General features: G+C 39.3%; 20 protein-coding genes. All 20 read right to left on the bottom strand.

Features of this window, described 5'->3' with window-relative positions:
• Window positions 1–23: 23 nt before the first annotated feature.
• The gene (locus ABX891_RS04060) at window positions 24–437 is read right to left on the bottom strand and encodes a MerR family transcriptional regulator (protein WP_335677606.1); all 414 of its coding nucleotides are present in this window, start codon (window positions 435–437) and stop codon (window positions 24–26) included.
• Between the two features lie 299 nt (window positions 438–736).
• Entirely contained in the window at window positions 737–1159 is a 423-nt protein-coding gene (locus tag ABX891_RS04055; RefSeq protein ID WP_010558026.1) for a hypothetical protein, read from the bottom strand.
• A 645-nt stretch (window positions 1160–1804) separates the two neighbouring features.
• Window positions 1805–2665: a copper resistance protein B gene (locus ABX891_RS04050; RefSeq protein ID WP_004589262.1), complete on the bottom strand. Its 861-nt coding sequence runs from the start codon at window positions 2663–2665 to the stop codon at window positions 1805–1807.
• On the bottom strand, window positions 2662–4485 hold the full coding sequence (locus ABX891_RS04045; protein WP_354628961.1) for a copper resistance system multicopper oxidase: 1824 nt from the start codon (window positions 4483–4485) through the stop codon (window positions 2662–2664). The genes ABX891_RS04050 and ABX891_RS04045 overlap by 4 nt, the downstream gene beginning before the upstream one ends.
• A gap of 27 nt (window positions 4486–4512) precedes the next feature.
• Complete coding sequence (locus ABX891_RS04040) at window positions 4513–4983, bottom strand: YybH family protein (protein WP_008467847.1); 471 nt, start codon at window positions 4981–4983, stop codon at window positions 4513–4515.
• Between the two features lie 15 nt (window positions 4984–4998).
• The gene (locus ABX891_RS04035) at window positions 4999–5886 is read right to left on the bottom strand and encodes a CopD family protein (RefSeq protein ID WP_354628960.1); all 888 of its coding nucleotides are present in this window, start codon (window positions 5884–5886) and stop codon (window positions 4999–5001) included.
• A 19-nt stretch (window positions 5887–5905) separates the two neighbouring features.
• On the bottom strand, window positions 5906–6253 hold the full coding sequence (locus ABX891_RS04030) for a copper resistance CopC family protein (protein ID WP_010558032.1): 348 nt from the start codon (window positions 6251–6253) through the stop codon (window positions 5906–5908).
• A 24-nt stretch (window positions 6254–6277) separates the two neighbouring features.
• Window positions 6278–8110 (bottom strand): 2Fe-2S iron-sulfur cluster-binding protein, encoded by a 1833-nt coding sequence (locus ABX891_RS04025; protein WP_024596190.1) that lies wholly within the window; start codon window positions 8108–8110, stop codon window positions 6278–6280.
• Entirely contained in the window at window positions 8110–8730 is a 621-nt protein-coding gene (locus tag ABX891_RS04020) for a PepSY domain-containing protein (protein WP_223230573.1), read from the bottom strand. The genes ABX891_RS04025 and ABX891_RS04020 overlap by 1 nt, the downstream gene beginning before the upstream one ends.
• Before the next feature lie 79 nt (window positions 8731–8809).
• The gene (locus tag ABX891_RS04015; protein WP_004589255.1) at window positions 8810–11974 is read right to left on the bottom strand and encodes an efflux RND transporter permease subunit; all 3165 of its coding nucleotides are present in this window, start codon (window positions 11972–11974) and stop codon (window positions 8810–8812) included.
• A 14-nt stretch (window positions 11975–11988) separates the two neighbouring features.
• A complete protein-coding gene (locus tag ABX891_RS04010; RefSeq protein ID WP_004589254.1) occupies window positions 11989–13731 on the bottom strand; it encodes an efflux RND transporter periplasmic adaptor subunit in 1743 nt (580 codons plus the stop codon).
• Window positions 13731–15158, bottom strand: a complete 1428-nt coding sequence (locus ABX891_RS04005; RefSeq protein WP_004589253.1) for a TolC family protein — start codon at window positions 15156–15158, stop codon at window positions 13731–13733. The genes ABX891_RS04010 and ABX891_RS04005 overlap by 1 nt, the downstream gene beginning before the upstream one ends.
• Entirely contained in the window at window positions 15158–15655 is a 498-nt protein-coding gene (locus ABX891_RS04000) for a DUF411 domain-containing protein (protein ID WP_004589252.1), read from the bottom strand. Before ABX891_RS04000 ends, ABX891_RS04005 begins: the two co-directional genes overlap by 1 nt.
• A 107-nt stretch (window positions 15656–15762) precedes the next feature.
• Window positions 15763–16122 carry a hypothetical protein gene (locus ABX891_RS03995; protein WP_004589251.1) on the bottom strand — a complete coding sequence of 120 codons (360 nt, stop codon included), beginning with the start codon at window positions 16120–16122 and terminating at the stop codon, window positions 15763–15765.
• Window positions 16123–16279: 157 nt separating this feature from the next.
• The gene (locus ABX891_RS03990) at window positions 16280–16627 is read right to left on the bottom strand and encodes a hypothetical protein (RefSeq protein ID WP_262976103.1); all 348 of its coding nucleotides are present in this window, start codon (window positions 16625–16627) and stop codon (window positions 16280–16282) included.
• Window positions 16628–16639: 12 nt separating this feature from the next.
• Entirely contained in the window at window positions 16640–16957 is a 318-nt protein-coding gene (locus tag ABX891_RS03985) for a hypothetical protein (protein ID WP_008109627.1), read from the bottom strand.
• Window positions 16954–17991: a hypothetical protein gene (locus ABX891_RS03980; RefSeq protein ID WP_013465892.1), complete on the bottom strand. Its 1038-nt coding sequence runs from the start codon at window positions 17989–17991 to the stop codon at window positions 16954–16956. Before ABX891_RS03980 ends, ABX891_RS03985 begins: the two co-directional genes overlap by 4 nt.
• Before the next feature lie 208 nt (window positions 17992–18199).
• Window positions 18200–18562, bottom strand: coding sequence for a hypothetical protein (locus ABX891_RS03975; protein ID WP_024595179.1), 363 nt, complete (start codon window positions 18560–18562; stop codon window positions 18200–18202).
• Between the two features lie 192 nt (window positions 18563–18754).
• Complete coding sequence (locus ABX891_RS03970) at window positions 18755–20137, bottom strand: PhoH family protein (protein WP_008464132.1); 1383 nt, start codon at window positions 20135–20137, stop codon at window positions 18755–18757.
• Window positions 20134–21501 (bottom strand): PhoH family protein, encoded by a 1368-nt coding sequence (locus tag ABX891_RS03965; RefSeq protein WP_354628959.1) that lies wholly within the window; start codon window positions 21499–21501, stop codon window positions 20134–20136. Before ABX891_RS03965 ends, ABX891_RS03970 begins: the two co-directional genes overlap by 4 nt.
• Window positions 21502–21639 lie beyond the last annotated feature (138 nt).

Below are 21639 nucleotides of genomic sequence, written 5' to 3'. Positions count from 1 at the left end.
GTTAGTAGCCACCCTTTTTCCTCCTATGCTTTTTTAATTTGCTCAAAGTTTTCGATGAGATGACAAACCATGTTTGCAGTCGGTGCTTTGTCTTCCATTTCTTCCCATCGAGAAAGCGCAGAAGACATTTTTCCTCGAAGTGCCAACATTGCTTGAAACTGCTTTTCTGTTTCTTCAAGCCGCTCTTTGATCAGGCTTCTGACTAATGGGCACGCACTTTTACCATCTTCAGATTCATTAATAATTTCCTTGATATCTGCAACGGAAAAACCAAGGTTTCTGGCACTTAAAATGAATTTAAGTCTCGATACTTCTTTATTCGAGTATGACTTGTAGCCGTTCACTAACTTAGCAGGTTTTAACAATCCTAATCTGGTGTAATAGCGCACCGTATCAGCAGTCGTTCCAAGGCTTTTTGCCAGCTCCGCAACTTTCATATTCACTCCTCAGTTTTTTAGCTAAGTTTGTACTCTCATCTTCAGCTTAGACCTGTGTCTAAGACACAGGTCAAGTACTAATTCTAGTGAATAAGCTAAAAACTAATTTTTTGGTAAAAGAGAAATCTCGGTCAAAATCGACAGCATTAAGTACTGTAAATAGCAATAGTTTGAGCATGTTCATCATGCCTCCAAAAAATATTGTGCTAATTGTTCAAAACGGTTGGTAATTTAAACCAATCAGTAAATCGTTTTATTTTTGATGGGACTGGCGAAAAAAAGGCGCACTGATCCCGTGATTAGCCAATAATTGGTGGACGATAAAGTAAGAGATGGATACCAGATTTTGGTAGGGGTATACGCTGTAGAATTAGCTCAGAATGAATATTGCAAATACCTTCGTCTTGCGCTTCCACAAGATAGGCATTTAAATGAAAGCTTGTACAAAAACCGCCTTCACAACAAACACAATCACCAGCTTTACATTTTTCACAGTCTTCATCACCATGACGGTTTTTAGAATCTTGCGAATTTTCAGTGTGATAGTGACTATTGTCATTCATTGATTGATGATGCATATTTTTGCTTGGTTGTATAATATGCGTGTCGGAAGATCCATTTTGATGTTCTTCACAATTCATTGGTTTAGCAATAGCAAAGCCATGCTGCGTAAGCAACAGAGTAATTACCACTATTTTAAACCACTTGAAAAGTCCAAACATTTTAATTCCTTATTTATCACCTACAATATTAGCCACTTTATAAAAATAATTTTATGATCTTGATCAACCTTTGAACTAAAACCTAAACTTTTTACTTTTTACTTTTTACTTTTTACTTTTTACTTTTTACTTTTTTAAACAGCTTTAACTTCACAAGTATAAAAGGGGTGTCTAATTTATACTCATGAGATTGAAGCCAAGCATGAGCACCATTAAAAGAAATAAAAACCCTACGCTCATAACTAGGTATTGAGTAATGGATCATTTTTCCAATTGTTCAGCTTTAAGCGCAGTACTTTGCAACAATCGGTTCTATCCCGGGCACATCCAATTCCCGTTCATCAAAAGTGATAAAATGGCCTATTGTACGTCTTTCAATGGCGATGTTTTTTGCCTTGACTCTTTAACCTTAACCATTCGCCAACTTTACTTCTTAGCTGATATTCCACCTTGATAGGTATACACCAGACTGGCACCGATTGAAAACAAGAAGTAGCTTACTATTACTGCTCTTAGTTCTTTCCAAAAAAACTATTAGCTAGGCCTTTCCTAACATAACTAAAATGGTTTAAATCCCAAAAAACGAAAGCTACCATCAATATAGTTGCGGTAGCTCTCATCAAGTCAATATAGTATTTCTTCATATCAGAGCCAGAACTTGATACCTGCAACAAAAGCAGTATCACGAGTACTTTGCCCATTTAACTTCGCAAAGTCGGCTGTATTACCAAATTTATTTGTCCACTCAACGCCAACATAGGGAGCAAACTGGCGGGTAAACTCATAACGAACCCGAAAACCAATAGCACTGCTAGACAAGCCACTACCAAGGTTATTTTGGACGTCATCCTTACCGTAAAGCGTCAACTCTGCTCGTGGTTGAACAATTAACTTTTGAGTAAGTAATAGCTCATACTCAGCTTCGATCGAAAATGCACTATTACCTTGCTCTCCTAAATACGCAGTCATATCAATTTCAAACCAGTAGGGGGCTAGACCTTGTAAACCAAAAGCTAGCCATTTGCGGTTTTCACCTTCGTTATTGTAATCAAGTCGAATACCGACTTGTGTATCCCAATAAGCAGATATTGCGTGGCCCCATAGAAAATCTGTTTGGTTCTCCTCTAAATTACCTTCGCTAAAATCTCCTTCAGTTTTGATGACTAATCTATCAAAAGTAGTGCCATACCATGCCTGAAAGTCAAAAACACCTGCGTTTGTTTGCTCATTATATTCAAGACGATCCCCTAGTAGCGCGTAAAATGAATGCTCATCTGCCAAAGTCAGTCGTTTGTCGCTACTGAGTGCATAAGGACCTTCAGTCAAAGTTGTACCTGCTGCATAAGCATGGGGGTCTCTAGCATCTTTAGGTGCATCTCCACCTTGTGCTTGCATTTTAGAATCACCCATCTCAGTCATCTCATCTTTTGCAGATACAGATACACTTATAAGGGGCAAACCTATTAATAATAGTCTTAACGTATTGGTTAGTATTAATTTTTTCATGATACAACTACCTCTCTAAACATACCTGCATCCATGTGGAATAATAAATGGCAATGCCATGCCCAGCGACCTACGTCATGAGGTGTTGTTAAAAAACTAATTCTTTGCGCTGGTTGTACAGGGATAGTATGGCGACGAACCTGTACATCACCTTTTTCATTCTCCAAATCGCTCCACATACCATGCAGGTGCATGGGATGTGTCATCATTGTATCGTTTTGTAAAATAACTCTTAAACGTTGATTATGCTTCATGTGAACTGGCGTGCTTTTTCCAAATTCCAAGCCATCAAATGACCAGCTATAACGCTCCATGTTTCCAGTTAAATGTAATTCAATTTCAGCCTCTGGCTCTTGCTGGTTTGTAATTCCCTCAAGAGAATGTAAATCTGCAAGTGTTAAAACACGGCGTCCATTTTTACGTAAACCTATACCGGGATCATCAAGGTTTGTTCTAGGCATATCAACACGCATATCAACAGAAGCTCCATACTCTGTTTTTGCATGACGCACTTTAGTGCTAGCAACAGCTAATGGGTTTTTAGTCATTCCATGTTTACTATGATCCATTGCCATCGCTCCATGACCCATTGCACTATGATCCATTTTATTAGAATTCATGCCCGACATGTCTGCCATACCTGCCATCGCGGAATGCTCACCACCTTGGGCCATATTCCCCATCATATCTGTCATCGTTAACCATTCAACGGGATCTAGAGCAGGTACTGGTGCATCAATATTAGGTGCCATTGATAAAGTACCTTTAGCATAACCTGAGCGATCCATGCTTTGTGCAAAAATCGTATATGCATCATTTTTTGGCTCGACAAGTACATCATAAGTTTCACCGGGACCAAATCTAAATTCATCTACTGTCACAGGTTCAACATTTTGTCCATCAGCTTGTACAACTGTTAACTTCAGCTCAGGTATTCTTACATCAAAAAACGTATTGCTAGAACCGTTAATAAATCTAAGCCTAACCTTTTCGCCAGCTTTAAACATTCCACGCCAGTTTGTCAAAGGCGCACAACCATTCATTAAAAAAGTCATTGCAGATGCTGATAAGTCTGCAAGATCTGTAGGGTTCATTCTCATTTTATTCCACATTTCCCGGCGTTGTAGCGCATTTGAAACGCTGCTATTTGAAATGTCATCAAAAAACTCTGGAACAGTAGGTTGATTAAAGTTAAATACATCGCTCTGTACTTTTAACTTGCGGAACAAATCCATTGGGTCATCATCAGTCCAATCAGACAATTGGATAACATGCTCATTGTCAGCACTAATAATATCCTTTTCTCTTGGCTCAATAATTAATGCGCCGTACATACCTGTCATTTCTTGAAAGCCACTGTGTGAGTGATACCAATATGTGCCGCTTTGTTGCAGCTTAAATTTATAAACAAAGGTTTCACCCGGCATTATACCTTTAAAGCTAATACCCGGTACGCCATCCATTTGATACGGAAGAATGATCCCATGCCAATGAATTGAACTCGGCACTGATAATTTATTAGTTACCCTGATAGTAACGTCATCACCTTCTCTGAGGCGCAAGGTAGGAGCTGGTATTGAGCCATTGATTGTTGTAGCCATTCTTACAACACCTGTGAAGTTTACGGGTGACTCATCTATCACCAGATCTATTATTTCTCCACTTAGTTCGGGCACAGTACCTGTTATTGTTCCAGCCACTAAAGATGAAGCAGCATGAAGAATGCTTGGAAAAGCAGCTAATATACCGCCAGCAGCTAAACCTTGTACAAAGCGTCTACGTGGCGTAGAAACTTGATGTAATGGACTTTTAATTCTCATTTTGTACTCCGTTATTTAACCAATAAATTAATGTGACCAATGAATGTGCTTAATCTTCCATTCACCATTTTGTTTTTCCAGCACCATCGTTTCCATGCCTTGATAATCGCGTTCAACACCTTTATGAGTACCTGTAGTTTGACTACGCGACGCAGAGATAGCGGTATTTCCAAGTATCGTCACTTGATGTTCAAGTGTGTCGCTCTTCATCGCTGCTAAATACTTCATATCCGACAACATATGATGATGAGCATATTCATCAGCGCTCCTTTCAACGCGGCCTCCCTCGAAAATGGTGACATCATCCGCTAACTGCGCTCTAGCCTGTTTTTGATTGCCAGTTTCAAGTGCTTGATGAAATGCCAAAACAACTTTTGCGGCAGGGGTATCTATACCTTTAAACAAACCTTTGTCTTTGTTCTTATCACCATGAGCGTTTGCTGCGAAACTAAACGTCATTAATAAAACGAGTAATATATTTATTGTTTTCATTTTCATTCTCTCTTTTAGGTTTTAATTTGCAGGGCCAACAACACTAGTAAGCCCAGCCGTTACAGATAAAATGGCAAAAGCTACTAGCATTTCTATCGAGATAGATTTAGATAAAGCCTCTCTGCCTTGACTATTTTTAAGTTGTGGAACGAGTATTAGTTTATGTTTAGCAGCAAGTGCCAAAATAGACACTACAAGGGCCAATTTAAACAACAGTGTTTGTCCGTAACTTGAGCTTATTAGTGCATCAAGACTTCCGATCAATTGAATCACGAGCCAGAGGCCTGCTACCAACAATAGGCTCACTGTAAAACTTGCTTGTTTGCCAAAGCTTTCCATCAGCAAATGAAGTTCTGCATAACTTAGCTGATGGCAAGCCTGTTTTAGTGGCAATAACGCCCCAAACCACCATGCCATAACGAGCACATGCAAAATAAGCAAGCCTTTTTCAATTGTGCCTAACTCAGAAATATGACCCAGTAACGTGAATGAGTATGCAAGGATTAATAAACTCAACATTAAAGCGCTTTGTTTTAAGTACGAGTTCACAGCGAGTTTGAACCTTAAAGCTAAAGCGATTATTGCGGTAACTAGCCCAAGCGCTCGAAGCAAAGCTCCAGTGCCTACAGAGGAGTCCCACATAATAGCCAATATATCAACGTCTATCGCCCCCTGAATTCCCTCTTCTGCCATTGCACCAGTACTGGCAAAGAACCAAGTAATATTAGCGATCAAAGCCATAACTATATAAGTTCTTGTCCACGTTAAATTCGCTATTACAGCATTAGTATGAGATTCATTATTCTCAAATATTTGCCTGAAAAATGTATAACCAGCAATACAGGCAAAGCCGACGTAAAATACAATTTTTGACAGTACAATGACTGTATTCCAGATATACATTTCCATATCAATCACACCGCCTATTTTAGTGAACCATAAAGCCGAAGCTATGTTTCATTTTATGACCATCGTTACCTAAGAAGGTTACATCCACAGCATAGTTTGCAGGAGCTAATTTAGGTAGTTTCCATGTAAATTTGCTAGTAGCGACTTTAGAAGGCTCGAATCCAAATTTAAATTCTTCGCCTTGTTTATTGGCCAATGAAACTTTTACAACCCGTACCTCTTTGGTGAACACCAAAGTTAACTCTTCTGGAGGATTCATTAGCATTGCATTATCAGCAGGCACACTTTTTTCAAGATGCACATGCGCAAATACCGCACTACTAAAAACGACACTGATTACGGTTAAAAATTTAATTAGTTTTTTCATATTTACCTCTATTTATTTAATGGATTAACGACTAAATTTATCTTTGAAAATTTGATTACTTGGAATCCCAGCATCTGTAATTATTTTTTCCACTTCACTCATCATTGCTTCTGGACCGCACAAGTAAAACTCAGCCAAAAGCAGTTCTGATTTTTGGTTCATATACGGCAGAAGTACTTTTTGAACATAGCCTGAGTGCCCTTGCCATTCTTCTGAAGGATTAGAAAGAGTAGGAATATAAGAGAAGTTTTTATGCTTCTCACTCAGTGACTTCAATTCATTATGGTATAGCAAGTCATCTTCAGTTCGCGCACCATAGATAAGAGTCAAACCACTTTTATCTTTATGCTTTTTCAACTGTTCAAAAATAATAGACCTCAGTGGTGCAAGTCCTGAACCCGCACCAATAAACACGCGACTAACTTTTTTATTTGAAGTGGCATAAAAATCAGAAAAAGGGCCTTTTGCAGTTATCGTTTCACCTACTTGGAGTGAACCTAAATAACTTGAACCTATTCCTGCTTTAAAACCATTCTTTGCGGTCTGCCAACGGATATTAAACATTAACTCATCAGACTCCTCGTCAAAGTTAACTAATGAGTAGTGGCGAGTTACACCGTTATGAGAAAATTTTCCATGATAGTAGCTATCCCAGTATTTTTCATAGCACTCTGGCATATCATCTGGACGTAAGCTATTCATCCCTGCTGGCACATCAAATTGCATATATGCACCAGCTTTAAATGCCAACTGTTTGCCTGATTTCAGCTTAAATTTCACTTCCTTGATAAAAGGAGTAATGAAATTAGTCGCAACCACAACTAGCTCATGATTTTCAATATTGCGATCAGTATTAACTTCAATCGAACTAATTTCAGAGAACCTATGCTGACATCCAAGCCGATAACCTTCCTTAAGTTGCTCCTGAGATAAATGTTCCTGTTCAGATAGTGTGATAGGTAATTTAGTTGAACTTAAGAACACGCATTTGCCACAAGTACCGCCACCACCGCAACCTGAAGGAAGGTATACATGTGAACTAGCTAGCCCTTCTAGTACAGTTGAGCGACCAACTGCTGAGATGTCAGTAATAGTATTTTCATTGGAAAACGTCACTGCCACTTTTTGCCTGTTAGTGCCCCAACCTAGCTTCAGTAAACCACTTCGATACTGTTGTATCAGCCAAGTAACACCAGTAATTGAAAGGAATAGCGTTGCAAAAGCAAATGCAATGATCAACCAATGGTTAAATCCTCCAGAATTGCCATAGTCCATAAAGTGAAGCTTCATCATCAGATCTTTCAATCTGAAATCATCATTGGCATGGCGAAGTACTTGACCTGTAATACTATCTAAATAAATAGTTGTATTGTTCTCATCCTCAACGGCAACTTGCCACATAGGATTTTGCTGCCTTACGTGATCAGAAAACGGAGGTTGAGATAACACTGGAGTAGTTAACTTACCCTGTCCTGAGTAGGAGTTTTTTGCCAAAGTTAGTACTTGTTCTTCAGACAAATTAAATGGCTTTCCTGTTACAGCATCAAATAGCTTTGAGTGGCGTTCTTGATAGCTATGCTGCCCCTTATCGAACACAAAATGATAGTAAGGCTGATGTAAAACCCATATAAGGTTTACTTCCTGCGGAGCATTACTAGTAATGTCTTTAATAGGGAATAGGTCAAAGCCTGTAATGCTACCTTCATGATGAGAATGAACTCTAAGTTCATTACCACTGGCTTTACTGTGATCCATCAAATTGAAGTAAAGGCCCGTTCCCAACCAAATAAGCAGTTGTAAACCAACAAATAAAGAAAGCCACTTGTGTATCGTTGTATTTAACTTAAATAGTCGCATCAAATGACTCCCTTTTTATTTGGGGAAAGCACTCGGTAATAAGTCAATACTGCGCCAGTAATTGCTCCCATTAGACCTAGAGTTGCGACCAAGAACAAAAACCAGTTAGATACGTTTTCTCCATCATAGTAATCCATAATGTGGAACCGCCACATCCAATCAAACAATCGCCAGTAATCATGACGCTTGGCAACAAGTGATCCTGTTTGTTGACTTATATAAAATGTCGGTGTGGAGAATTGCTCAAACGTCACTCTCCAAACAGGTAAATGCCTTGGGGACAACTCAGCAGGCAAGTTTGTCGCTGACTTAATCAACCTTACGCTGTCGATTTGATGATTCAGCGCATAATGGTATTGTGCGATTTCTTTAGCCTTGATTTCATCTACAAGTGCCTGAACAGCTCCAGTTTTAGCATCTATTGCTACTTTTCCATTTTCTCCATTAATAAAAGAATACAAAGGACGGCCCATACTTTGAGTAAGTGTAACTTGGCTAGCTTTAGGATAATCCGCAGCTAGCTTTACAATGGAGTAATCCATACTTGCTAAATCTATTTTGGCTTCCTCACTCTTAGCCAAGGTTTCGCCGTGTATATAGTGAATATCCATAGTCACCATATACACGCCTGTAATAGACCAGAAGAGGAATTGTATTCCGACAAATGCCATTAGCCATTTGTGATATTTTCTAGCCGTGCTAAGCATTACTTTTTAGCTCCGCCTTAGAAAGCTCCTTGTTAAAGGCGTTTAATTCTGGCTTTTTAACGATTGAGTAAATTACTGGGAGCACAATAAGAGTGAGTAGCACAGCACTTGTCATTCCGCCTACCATAGGTGCAGCAATACGACTCATAATCTCCGAACCTGTTCCTGTACCATATAAAATGGGCATCAAGCCGATAATGATTGTTGCAACTGTCATCATTACTGGACGAACTCGTAAGCCTGCACCGTGCAATAATGCATCTTGATATGCATCATCAGAGATAGGTTCAGCTCGCTCTTCAGCTTTTTCCTTAAGCTCAGCAAGTGCCTGATTGAGATAGACCAACATTATCACACCAATCTCAACCGCTACCCCAGCTAGAGCAATAAAGCCCACGCCAACAGCCACAGAGAAGTTAAACCCTTCCAGATACATCAACCATAAGCCACCAATCATCGCCATCGGCAAGGTAACGATAATGATAGCCACCTCACTAAACGCTCTGAAGTTTAAGTAAAGTAGAATAACAATAATGGCGAGTGTTAAAGGCAATACATAGGTGAGCTTTTCTTTCGCTCTTTCCATATATTCGTATTGCCCAGCCCAAGTAATTGAATAACCTGCTGGTAGTTTTAGATTATTAGCCAAGTGTATTTTTGCACTTTCAACATAAGTACCTACGTCAACACCGTCTATATCGATAAACGTCCAGCCATTTAAACGAGCATTTTCACTCTTAATTCCCGGCGGACCGTTCTCAACTCGAATATCTGCGACATCACCTAGTGCAATGCGTTGACCACTTGGTGTTACAACAGGTAATCGTGATAGCTGCTCAGGAGAGTCTCGATAGTCTTGCGGATAGCGTAAGTTAACAGGGTAACGCTCTTGACCTTCTACCGTTTGGGTAACGTTCATACCACCAATAGCTGTAGAAACCACTTGTTGAACATCTTCGATGTTTAACCCAAAGCGACTTGCCTTATCGCGTGAAATATCAACCTTGATATATCGTCCACCTGCAACTCGCTCTGAGTAAACTGATGCTGTGCCTGTAACTTCGGGTAAAATTTGCTCTATTTGTTGGCCGATTTCCTGAATCACATCAAGCTCTGGTCCGGCGACTTTAATACCCACAGGCGTTTTTATGCCTGTTGCTAACATGTCGATTCGGGTCTTGATTGGCATAACCCAAGCATTCGTTAAGCCCGGAAACTTAACCAATTTATCAAACTCAGCTTTTAACGATTCAGTAGTCACACCCTCTCGCCACTGCTCTCGTGGCTTCAATTGAATAAAGGTTTCAATCATGGTTAAAGGTGCAGGATCGGTTGCAGTTTCAGCTCTTCCTACTTTACCAAATACAGTTTCAACTTCTGGCACAGTGCGAATAAGCTTGTCTGTTTGCTGCAATAACTCCCTTGCTTTACCAATTGAAATACCGGGATAGGTAGTAGGCATATACATGAGATCGCCTTCATCCAATGGCGGAATGAATTCACTACCAATTTTATCGACAGGCCAAAAGCCAACGATAGTCACTAATATTGCTGCTACTATTGTCGATTTTGGAAACTTCATGACTTGCTTTAAAACAGGCATGTAGATAGCAATCAATAATCGGTTTAACGGGTTTTTCTTTTCAGAAACAACTTTGCCTCGAATAAAGTAGCCCATCAAAACAGGCACCAATGTGATCGCCAAACCTGCTGATGCCGCCATTGCATAGGTTTTTGTATAGGCGAGCGGAGAGAACATTCTTCCTTCTTGCGCTTCCAAGATAAATACAGGTAAGAATGAGACTGTAATGATCAGTAAGCTAAAAAATAGTGCAGGGCCTACTTCACTCGCAGCCTTAGCAACAATTTGCCAGCGATTTTCATCTGTTAGTGGTGTTTTCTCCATATGCTTGTGCATATTTTCAATCATCACTATTGCACCATCAGTCATCGCACCAATCGCAATAGCGATACCGCCTAAAGACATAATGTTGGCATTGATGCCTTGCATATACATGATAATGAACGACACCAAGATACCTAATGGCAGAGTAACAACTGCCACAATAGATGAGCGAAGATGAAATAGGAAAGCCACACAGACAATAGCAACGACTGCAAGCTCCTCTAGCAACTTGCTCCAAAGATTATCAACAGCACGATCTATTAACTTCGATCTGTCATAAACAGGGACAATCTCCACCCCCTCTGGTAGAGAAGATTTAAGCGATTCAAGTTTTTCTTTTACCCCGTTTATGGTTTGTTGAGCGTTTTCACCAAAGCGCATAACGACAACACCACCAACAACTTCGCCTTCACCATTAAGCTCTGCGATACCACGGCGCATTTGAGGCCCTAAATTAACGGTAGCAACATCACCAATACGCAATGGCGTGCCTTGTTCGTTAATACCAAGTGGGATTTTCTCTATATCACTAACTGATTGAATATACCCCGTTGCGGTAACCATATATTCAGCTTCAGCCATTTCCACAACGGATGCGCCAGTTTCTTTGTTCCCTTTTTGTAAGGCTATTTGTATTAAACTTAGAGGAATATCGTAAGCTCTCAATTTATCAGGATCTACTTGCACTTGATACTGCTTAACCATACCACCAACGGCGGCAACTTCGGACACGCCCGGAACAGTTTGTAGTTCATACTTTAAGAACCAGTCTTGAATGCTTCTTAATTGGCTTAGATCATGGTTTCCAGACTTATCTGTTAAAGCGTAAATGTATACCCAACCCACACCTGTTGCATCAGGTCCTAATTGAGGTTTTGCCGAATCAGGCAGGCTTGATGCTACTTGGCTTAAGTATTCAAGTACTCTGCTTCTAGCCCAATACAAATCAGTATCGTCATCAAAAATAATGTAGACGTAGGAATCACCAAAAAATGAGTAACCACGAACAGTTTGCGCCCCCGGCACTGATAACATCGCTGTAGTAAGAGGAAATGTCACTTGATCCTGCACTACTTGTGGTGCCTGTCCCGGATAGCTCGTCTTAATTATCACCTGCACATCAGAAAGATCGGGGAGTGCATCTACTGGTGTTTTTTGTAATGAATACAAACCACCAAACGCGATAATTAAGGTAATCAACAAAACAAAGAAACGATTGCCGATAGACCATCTAATAATTGATTCAATCATTATTTTTCTCCCACTTAATGATTAGAATGATCAACAGCAGCTTTATTTTCCTTGCCGTGTTGTTCATCTGATTCAAGAGAAATGTCAGTGATAACTAAGTCATCTCTAACCTCAAAAGTGAAAGTGACATTATCACCGACATTGAAATCAACCATTTCTATATTGTCCGCGACGATAAAATCCATCGTCGCAGCAGGTCTATCCCATTTCTCTATTGGGCCTCTGCTAATATTTAGAATCCGTGTATCAATATCAATCGCATTAATCAAACCAGATACTGTTGCTGATGATACTTCAGGCTCACTCATGATATGAATTCCAGTAATTTCATATCCACCGTCTTCGGTTTTGCTCACTTCAAAGTGCAAAGATTGACCTGACTTTAATGAGTCAATATCGACTTTTTCAGCCACAGTAAAATCCATAACCATTTCAGGCCAATCCCAAGCTTCAGCAGGGCCATGTGAAATATTAACCATGCGGTGCCCTGCCATAACACTATTAACATCCCCTTGCATCCAAACAGAGTTAGGCACTTCATCATGAGTCATTCGTTTAAAGTCAGAGCTTTTACTTGATTCAGAATCAATCAAGAATTGGGCAGATGTCACCACAACGTCATCTTCATTTAAGCCGTCTAATATTTCGATGCTGTCGATATCAACCCGGCCAATAGTCACTTCAATAGATTTAAATTGCCCATCACCTAACGCAAGTACTACTCTGTCCTGTTTACCTGTTCTAATAACGGCTTCTTTAGGCACGAGGATGGTGCTATCAGCTTGATTAGCGTGAATAGAGACTTGTGCAAACATATTTGGTTTTAATTGATAGTCTGTGTTATCAAATTTCAATCTCACTCGGAGTGTGCGTGTTTTACTGTTCAATGTTGGATAAACATAATCAACGACACCAGCCCAGTCCTCACCGGGTAAATAATCCAGTGTCATTGATACAGGAAGTCCTTTTTTAATTAAGGCTGCGTCACGTTCAAACACTTCTGCTTCAACCCAAACTTGATCTAGCTGGCCAATGCTTAATAAGGTGTTTCCCGGCTTTACATAAAAACCTTCTCTAACCTTCAAACCATCGACAACACCTGCTTGTGGTGAATAAAAGGTAATTGTTTGCTGAACCTTTCGTGTCTTTTCTAGCTTTTGAACAAAGTCTGCTGAAAGCTGTAACGCTTTTAGGCGATCTTTGGCTGCTGAAATTAAAGAACTATTGTTGCGCTTTAACGCTATTAACAGCTCTTCCTGAGCATTAACTAACTGAGGAGAATATAGTGTATAAAGAGGCTGCCCTTTCTCTACAGGGTTACCTGCTGCTTTGATGTAAAGTTTATCAATCCAGCCATCAACCCGTGGGTGGATATGAATTAGCTTATCTTCATCATATTGAACATAACCTACCGTTGAGATTTCAGTATGCATATTTTTCAGTTCAACAGGTGCAGTGCGAACCCCAAGGTTATTCACTACATGAGGCGCAATTTTTACTGCTCCGGGGCCAAAGTCATCACCAGATGATCCTTCCTCATACACTGGAATTAGATCCATCCCCATAGGCGACTTACCGGGCTTGTCCCGGCGGTAATTAGAATCCATCGGTGCAACCCAATACAGAGGCTTTTTTTCTCCTGATGTTGCTTCATTACTATTACTGTTTGAGCCAGTACCTTGATATAAACTCAGTGCTCCAGCACCAAGTGCTGCCCCAATGATGATGGCAATAATTGTTTTTGTATTCGTTGACATTATTTTTCTCCAAATTGCTGACTGGATAAGTGCTGATTAGTTTTGTGTGAAGTTTGCATCGACTTATGTTCAGCATTTGAGTTAGATTGAGAATGCGCAAAGAAATAGTTGATACGAGCAACTGTTTTAAGTGCGTCAACATCAATTCTTAAAGCTGATATTCTGGTATTTAATTCGGCAATTCTTGCTCGAACAACTTCGGCAAAATCGCCATCATCATTTGTGTAGGCTGTCAATGACGCTTCTGCTTGGTCATGAGTTTGTTTAAGGAGTTGTTCTTGATAGATAGATTGTCTATCTGATAAGCGTTTAAGCTGTCTTAGTTCTTTTTCTAAAACACTGATCATTTGCTTTGTCAGTAATAGTTTCTCGGTTTTAATAGTCTCTGAATCTGCAATAGAAGCTGCAACTTGCTTATCTTGTCTGTTCTCGGTAAACAAGGGTAAATCAAACGTTACCCCAACAGAAAATAAATCAGCTCGGCTATCACCAGAGGGCATATTGTCGCGATAGGCATAACTAGCATTAACACCCCATTGCGGCTCATATTGCTGTTTGGCTAACTCAATTCCTTTTTCTGAAGCTTTGCGTTTTATATCAATCGCAAGTATGGCTGGGTGATTCGAAAGCTCCTGAGCCAATAGATTTCTTGAGTAATTAGATGCTTTTAGGACTGTTGGATTATTCAATTGAATCGAAGGCAATTCTTTTGAGACGCTAAACTCTAATGGTTGCGCGTCAAAGTTGAATGATTCATTCAAACGATCCGCATCGTAAATATGAAGCCACTCATTGAGACGAGCGATTGTCGTTTCTAGTTTCTGCTTTTGCGAAGTTAATCTGTCATCTAACTGCACGATTTCCAACTGAGCACGAATAACATCTTGCTGTCTAGTTTTACCAACAACGTTTGAATAGCTAGCTTTAGCCACTTCCGCCATCTGCTCAAAGAGAGACCAATCATCTTCAATCAATTTAATAGTTTGTTGGGCTAAGTAAGCATCTAACCAAAGTTGTGACACTTGGCTTTTCAACTTAGCTTTACGATCCTCTCGTAACAGTGGAAATTTCGTGGACTCAATTTGTAACTGGTCTTTCTTGATCTCTAGACTGTCGCCTCTCGGAAACATTTGAGAGACGCCAACCTTTAGCTGAGTCATTCCTTCCTGATCTAAATCCCAAGTATCTGTTGGTAAATTCATTATCCCTAGCGATACTTTCGGATCAGGCAAAGTACCTGAAGCAATACTTCTATTTTCAACTGCACTTTGTTTCAATCGGCTACCATGAAGCCAAGGATCATTTTGCTGAGCTAAGGTGATAGCTTGTTCAAGCGACACTACTTTCTCAGCTTGAGCTGAGAATACAGATAAGCCGAGTATTAATGCAGTTGAAAGTGAAGTAAGGTTTGAAGAGTTCAATTTCATTAGAATTGCTCCTCGTATGTCTTAACTTTTGCATAGACTTTGCTCGTTCCATCTTTAAATAGAATTAACACGTTGTATGGCATAAAGCGGTCATCGACTTCCATACCGGGAGAGCCAACTGGCATTGCTGGAACTGAAAGCCCAATCGCATTGGGATGTTCTTCTGATAAGAACTGCTGAATAAATTTAGCAGGTATATGACCTTCAAAGGCAAATCCATTTCTACTCACTGCCGTGTGGCATGAACGGTAATTAGGTTTGATACCATACTTAGTTTTGATGTTGCCGATGTTTCGGAAATCTTTGGAATGCGCAACGATCCCTTTGTCTTCAATATGAGTTATCCATTTTTTACAACACCCACAAGTAGGGGTTTTATAAACGATTAACTCCAAAGGTGTTACGTCGTTATTGTGTGCATGGTTATGTTCGTTGGCGTTTGCAAACGCAGGTGAAAGCAGCATTACTACTGCTATTTTTAAATACTTATTGATCATTTTTGCCCCCAGACATCGCTGGAAAATATCTATAGCGCTACGACGCTATATTGACTAACAGAAAAATTAATTACATGTGCGAGAAATTTGGACGCACTAATCCTGTATTAGGCAAAAATTGGTGGACGATAAAGGGAAGTGGAAATTGAATGAGGTTGTTTAGATTGCAGAGCAGCTACAGATTCACTGAATATTTGAATATCTGTCGAATCAATACTGGAATTTAGGACTGTCGTAGATGAGCAAGCATTTGCAGGACAAATACATTCAACGTCACAACAATCTTCTGATTGACCATTACTGCTTTTATTCATATCACCATGATCCATGTTCATGTTCATGTTCATGTGTGATTCGTGAGAACCTGATGACATTTCGCAAGGCATAGCAGAATACGCAAATGCTTGCCCTACAAAGGCAACCAGCATAAGCGTCATTACTAAGACTTTTGAAAATGCTTTAGACATAAAATTCTCTTACAAATATACATCTCTAATACTAATGCAAATTTTTGACTAAGTCAATTGATGCTGTATAAACATTTATGAATATTTGATTATCGTCAAATTTTTCAAAGAGGTAAGTGACAAATAATAATCTCATCAGACTTCTTATCTTCGCTATTCAATGGCTTTTATTTTGAGACTTAAGTTGCTCTCTCATTTCTAAAACTCGATCTGCCGAATAAGCTCCTGCTCTCATAACAACCAGTTCAACAAATGAAATATCAATTAACTTATGGTCAGCATCAATCACATAACAACTCCCACTATGTGTGTATATTTCTAACTTATCCTCATCAGCAGATTTGCTAACAATCTTTGAAGTCACGATTTGCTGAAATGGCCGAAACCTGAATGTTTCATCTTCAATACCCCCCCCTGATAAAAACTCGCCAAGAAATATTTTTTCAAATTCTTTATAGTCGTAAACAGATACTATGTAGGCATCCTTTAAATATATTCTATCCAACGTATTCCCTTACTAATAACTAGCCGGGAGCATATCTCGCAGCTCTAATAACTCATTAGGAGAATACATACACTCATGCATTAAATTAAACTCAAATGCATTTACATCAAACTCTTTAGATTCAGCATCTAAGATATAAAAGTCAACACCAAAGCATTTACTTTCTAGACCATTGATTTCCAAAACCTTTATCGTGAATAAAGCATCTCCTTCTTTACCATTTTCATTTTCGTCAGCAAATGTGCCGTAAAGCACCCGTTCAACTTTTTCCTCTGTATCAGATTGAATTGAGATAAGTTTTGCGTTGGTTAGTTTTACTCTAGGTCTCATGCTTGAACTCCTTTCATATCTTCTACAGAAAAAGGACGAAAAAAACTTAGATATTTAACCCCATCAACTTTAAGCAAATTGTTGTCAGCATCAAAATGTGACAGAACACTAGATTGATACAACGAAATGTATTTTTCATAATCGATTGTGTTAAAAAAGTTGGTATCAACGCGCCTCGCATAAAAAACAAGATCTTGCTGTTCGATACGAACAATGAACTTCTGATCGCCATCTAGATTTTTGACTCGTAGACATAAATCAGGTTTGTGCCAATCAGATACAAAGGAAGGAATCAATGGGAAGCCATATACCAAATAGCGCATACCTTCGATTTTGAAGGTTGTTGGATTGAACTGAGCCTTATTTACTTTGCCGCTACTGAATAATTCAAGTGTCAACACCAGCCAGTGCACATGCTTAGAAAATGTATTTCCTTCAGAAATACAGCCTTCAAACTCACCATTATGGTTTACATGATTGATGTACATGTATTTTCTAATGTCATCCAAGGAAAGCTTTTCAAACGGAAACTTGCAAGCGATTAGCCTGAAATAACAACCATGAACTTTTAAATCTGCATATTGAACTATCAACGGATCATCAAAGGCATCAAAGTATGGTCGCCACTCTAAGCGGAAGTCTGCACCTGTATTTACAATAAACTTGGCATTTTCAGGCAACCCTAAAACTTGGTATATCACTGAAACTAACTCTAATGTTTCGATATCTACCAGCATCAGGCTTTCAATACGGTTTGCCATTGACTCAATTTCTTTATGAAGCGATTCAATAATTTCTTGATCATCGTATTCGTTGATCATTAAATATTTCAGGGAATCGTGCTTTAGAATTGAGTCCAGCTTTTTCTTTTCAAATACTTCAGAGAGATATTTATGGGTATCAGAAAAATGAGGGCAGTTATAAACACCTCTAGCCCACAGGCCTTGGGCGTAAAGATCAGGAAACTCTAATAACTCAGCAAACTCTTTTGCTTGTTTATTGAGCTTATTCTTTAATTGATAAAGTGAGATCACTTAGTTCTCCAAACAACTTTCCAATAAACAATGGCCTACCAACACATTGCTTTATTTATTGTTCAAATAACCAAATTTTTACGGATGCTCCGCTTCACTGTTCACGTTTTTCAAGGCGAAAAACATGTGTAGGCGTAGGCTGTCCGCACAACCTTTCACTCATAATATCGCTAAATTTTTAAATGGCAACTTACGGATTTGTACAAAATCAGTCAGAAATTTTGGCTTTGAACTCATCAAAGCTAAGTCCGAAAAGGGATATGACTAATTCTTCATTTATATTGGAACCGGGAAATTTTTTTTCAAAATTTCCAATGATGCTATCTAGGTGGCTAGCTAATATTTTTACTAAAAATATTTCCGAGTTTGGTGAGAGAGCAGACAGTGCTATCAATGGGTTGTCAAAGGATTCAGCTTTTATTTTTACTAGTAAATCGCTGTAACTGTTACAGTCATACAGACAAATAGCTAGGGCTTCTTGGGCTTGTCCAAGGGGAATAGTTAATAATTTAGATAATCGTTTTGCCTGCCTTTTTATATTTACTAGCAGGTCTTCTTTATTAAAAGACATCAATACACCAAAAAACGGCAACGCTAGGCCACGCACCTATGTCACTCAGTTTTTGTGAATATTTAATCTTTTAGTTCAGAGTAAATCCATTTCGTCCTGTTTTCGTGGGAACGGGCTTCTCTGAAAAGCCACTGCAAAAAGCAGTGGCTATTGTCGCAATATTATAAGGAAATGTGAATTGTAGTTTGATGCCTACATGTTCTTTTCAGTGAATTCAGCCAAGCTACTACGCTCTACTTCATCAAATATCAATACTGAGCCTTTTTCATAGTTTCTATACACGTTAACAGCCGCGCTAGCACCTGAAGATGCGGGTGTGACAAACTTATCATCAATCTGGGCTAAGTTGCCCAACACGATTGTGCGACAATTTTTGCCACCACGGCTTAACATGCCCTTAATTTGCGCTCTAGTCATGTTTTGAGCTTCATCAATGATTAAAACAGCATCGTCTATTGAACGACCTCGGAAGTAAGCCATACTAGTAAATTCTATATTGGCTTTTTCGATCACATGCTCAACAGTTGCACTAATATTACCTTCATTGTTATCACCTGAATGCATTGATATAAGCGCATCTGTTATACCTGCTAATAACGGCATTGATTTCTCTGTCAGGTCACCGGGTAAAAACCCCGGATCATCGTCCATAAAGTCTCTGGAGCGCACCACAACGATTTTTTTGTACTTTTTTAACTCCAATACTTGATGCAGCGCCGAAGCAACTGCTAAAAAAGTTTTTCCGGAGCCAGCAGGGCCAAGGATGATATTTAAGTCATAATATGGATCTGTTAATTGGCTTAAAGCTACTGCCTGACGCTGATTTTTAGGCAAAATGCCCCATACTTTTTCTTGTTTACGAGGCAATAACTTTGTGAATACCTCAGTATCTGTTACTTCTGAAATTCGCCCAATGTGTCCAGCTTCATCGTACCAATACATGTTTGGCTGAACTTCATCATTAAATAGACTTATTGGGAAAGTATAAACTTCTCCTGAAACCTTGAAGTCTTTGTCTGATTTAATTCGATCAAAAAGATCTCCTTTAAAGGCTTGTACCCCTGTGTATAAAAGATCAATATCTGATATTTGATTATCTACGGCAACGTCTTCTGCCATGACCCCTACGGTTCGAGCTTTCAAGCGCATATTAATGTCACGGCTAACAATTACTACGTCTTTATCTAAGTCCTTCTGAAGATACAGTGCATAGTTAATTATTCTATTGTCAGCGTCACTTCCAATACCGTGCTTTAACTCTTTAGCCATATCGAGCTGGGTATCAATTCCAATAAACAGTTTTCCTCGTTTAGCTGTTTCAGTAGAAGGCAGTGGAATACCAGCTTCCATCTCTTCTGCACTGTGCCCATTTATTATATCTTCAAGCATACGAATACATACACGAGCATCAGCACTAACCGATTTGTTAGTTCTTTCTTTTAAGTTATCTAATTCTTCTAGAACTGTTAGACAGATGTAAATATCATCTTGATATGACAGGATACTTTTTGGATCATGAACCAACGCAGACGTGTCAAGAACACGAGGGTTTCGGTTTTCAACAGAGCTTTTCATGACGCAGCCCTCCAAAAGTTTGCATCGTTGCTAGAATGCGTGTTGTACTTACATCCCAAATAACAAATACTCTGTAAAGATTGGCTATTGTGGGAATGCTTAAAGTCGTTACAAAAATCCATGTTTAGAGAAATTCTTTTTACTTTTTCTACAGGCCAATAAAAACAAGGGGGTAAAAACTTTAAAATCTTTCCAATTCGGGGTTGTAAAATTACCACCGCATTTTGAATGCTACGCCCACGCATAAAGTTGACCGATTTAAACTGTACATTAGCCTTCTCCATTATGTAATTTCGACTCGATATTGGATTTTCGTCGCCTTTGTGCAATACCTCCAGCGTATCAGTGATAGCTGCAAGCCATGGCGCCATTTTTTCCTCCTCCGTGCCTGGTAAAAAGCCGATGGACTCTGCTATTTCTGGCGTATTACGGGTAACTATTACTTTATCGTAAATGCCTTTTTCGATGACCATTTCAAGGGCGCTGGCAAGTGCTAACAAGGTTTTACCACACCCTGCAGGTCCTGTTAAAATAACAAGTTCAATACTTGTATCGAGTAGTGCATCTAATGCCATCCCTTGATAAATATTTTTGGGCTTAACGCCCCATGCTTGTTGATGCATTAAACGCTCAACACCAATATCTTTGAGCGTTATGTGCTCGTCATCGTAGCATTTAACGCGCGCCGCAAACTGCTCCCCTCCATCAAGTAAATATTCATTACAAAATACATCAGGTACTAAGTTTTTAGGCACATGATGAAACGTATCACGTCCGTGCTGCTGCGTATTACACTCCCCTACATGATCCCAAAAATCACCTTCAATTTTTTTATAACCACTAGTGAGTAAGCTTATATCGTCAATAAGTTGGTCGGTGCGGTAATCCTCAACATATTTAAGCCCTGCGCCTTTGGCTTTTAAACGCATGTTTATGTCTTTTGTAACCAATATAACCTTTGAATCACTGTGCTGCTTTTGTAAGTACACGGCGCAATTAATAATACGATGGTCGTTTTCGTTACCCGGCAGACCAGAAATAGAGTCGGCAAATAAATGGTCATTTACAATAATGAGAGTACCTGCAGAGCTCGCTTTTGCCTTTTTGTTACTCGGCAGCGCCACGCCTTGTAGCATTTGTTCAGGCGTGGCATTTTTAAGTACTTCATCTAATCCACGAATAGCGACGCGCGCATCACGACTTACATCGTGTTTTCTGTCTTTTATGTGGTCAAGCTCTTCAAGCACCGTCATTGGGATAACAACGTCATGTTCTTGAAAAGACAAATAAGCGAGTGGTTCGTGAAGTAGTACGTTGGTATCTAGCACATACATTTTACTTTCAAGGTTCGAAGCTTTTTCCATAGCACTTTCCTTACGTTTTATGATTTTTATGCTATACCAAAATAACTAAGTAAAACGGGCAAAACTTAAACCTGCAATACCTAATTGCTAAGGCATAATGTAAGTTTAGTCTATTTGTCATAAAAGTCCGTTTTATTA

It is taken from the genome of Pseudoalteromonas sp. NCIMB 1079 (assembly GCF_040567695.1).
Lineage (GTDB): Bacteria > Pseudomonadota > Gammaproteobacteria > Enterobacterales > Alteromonadaceae > Pseudoalteromonas > Pseudoalteromonas distincta.
This window is presented reverse-complemented; position numbering and strand designations above follow the sequence as displayed.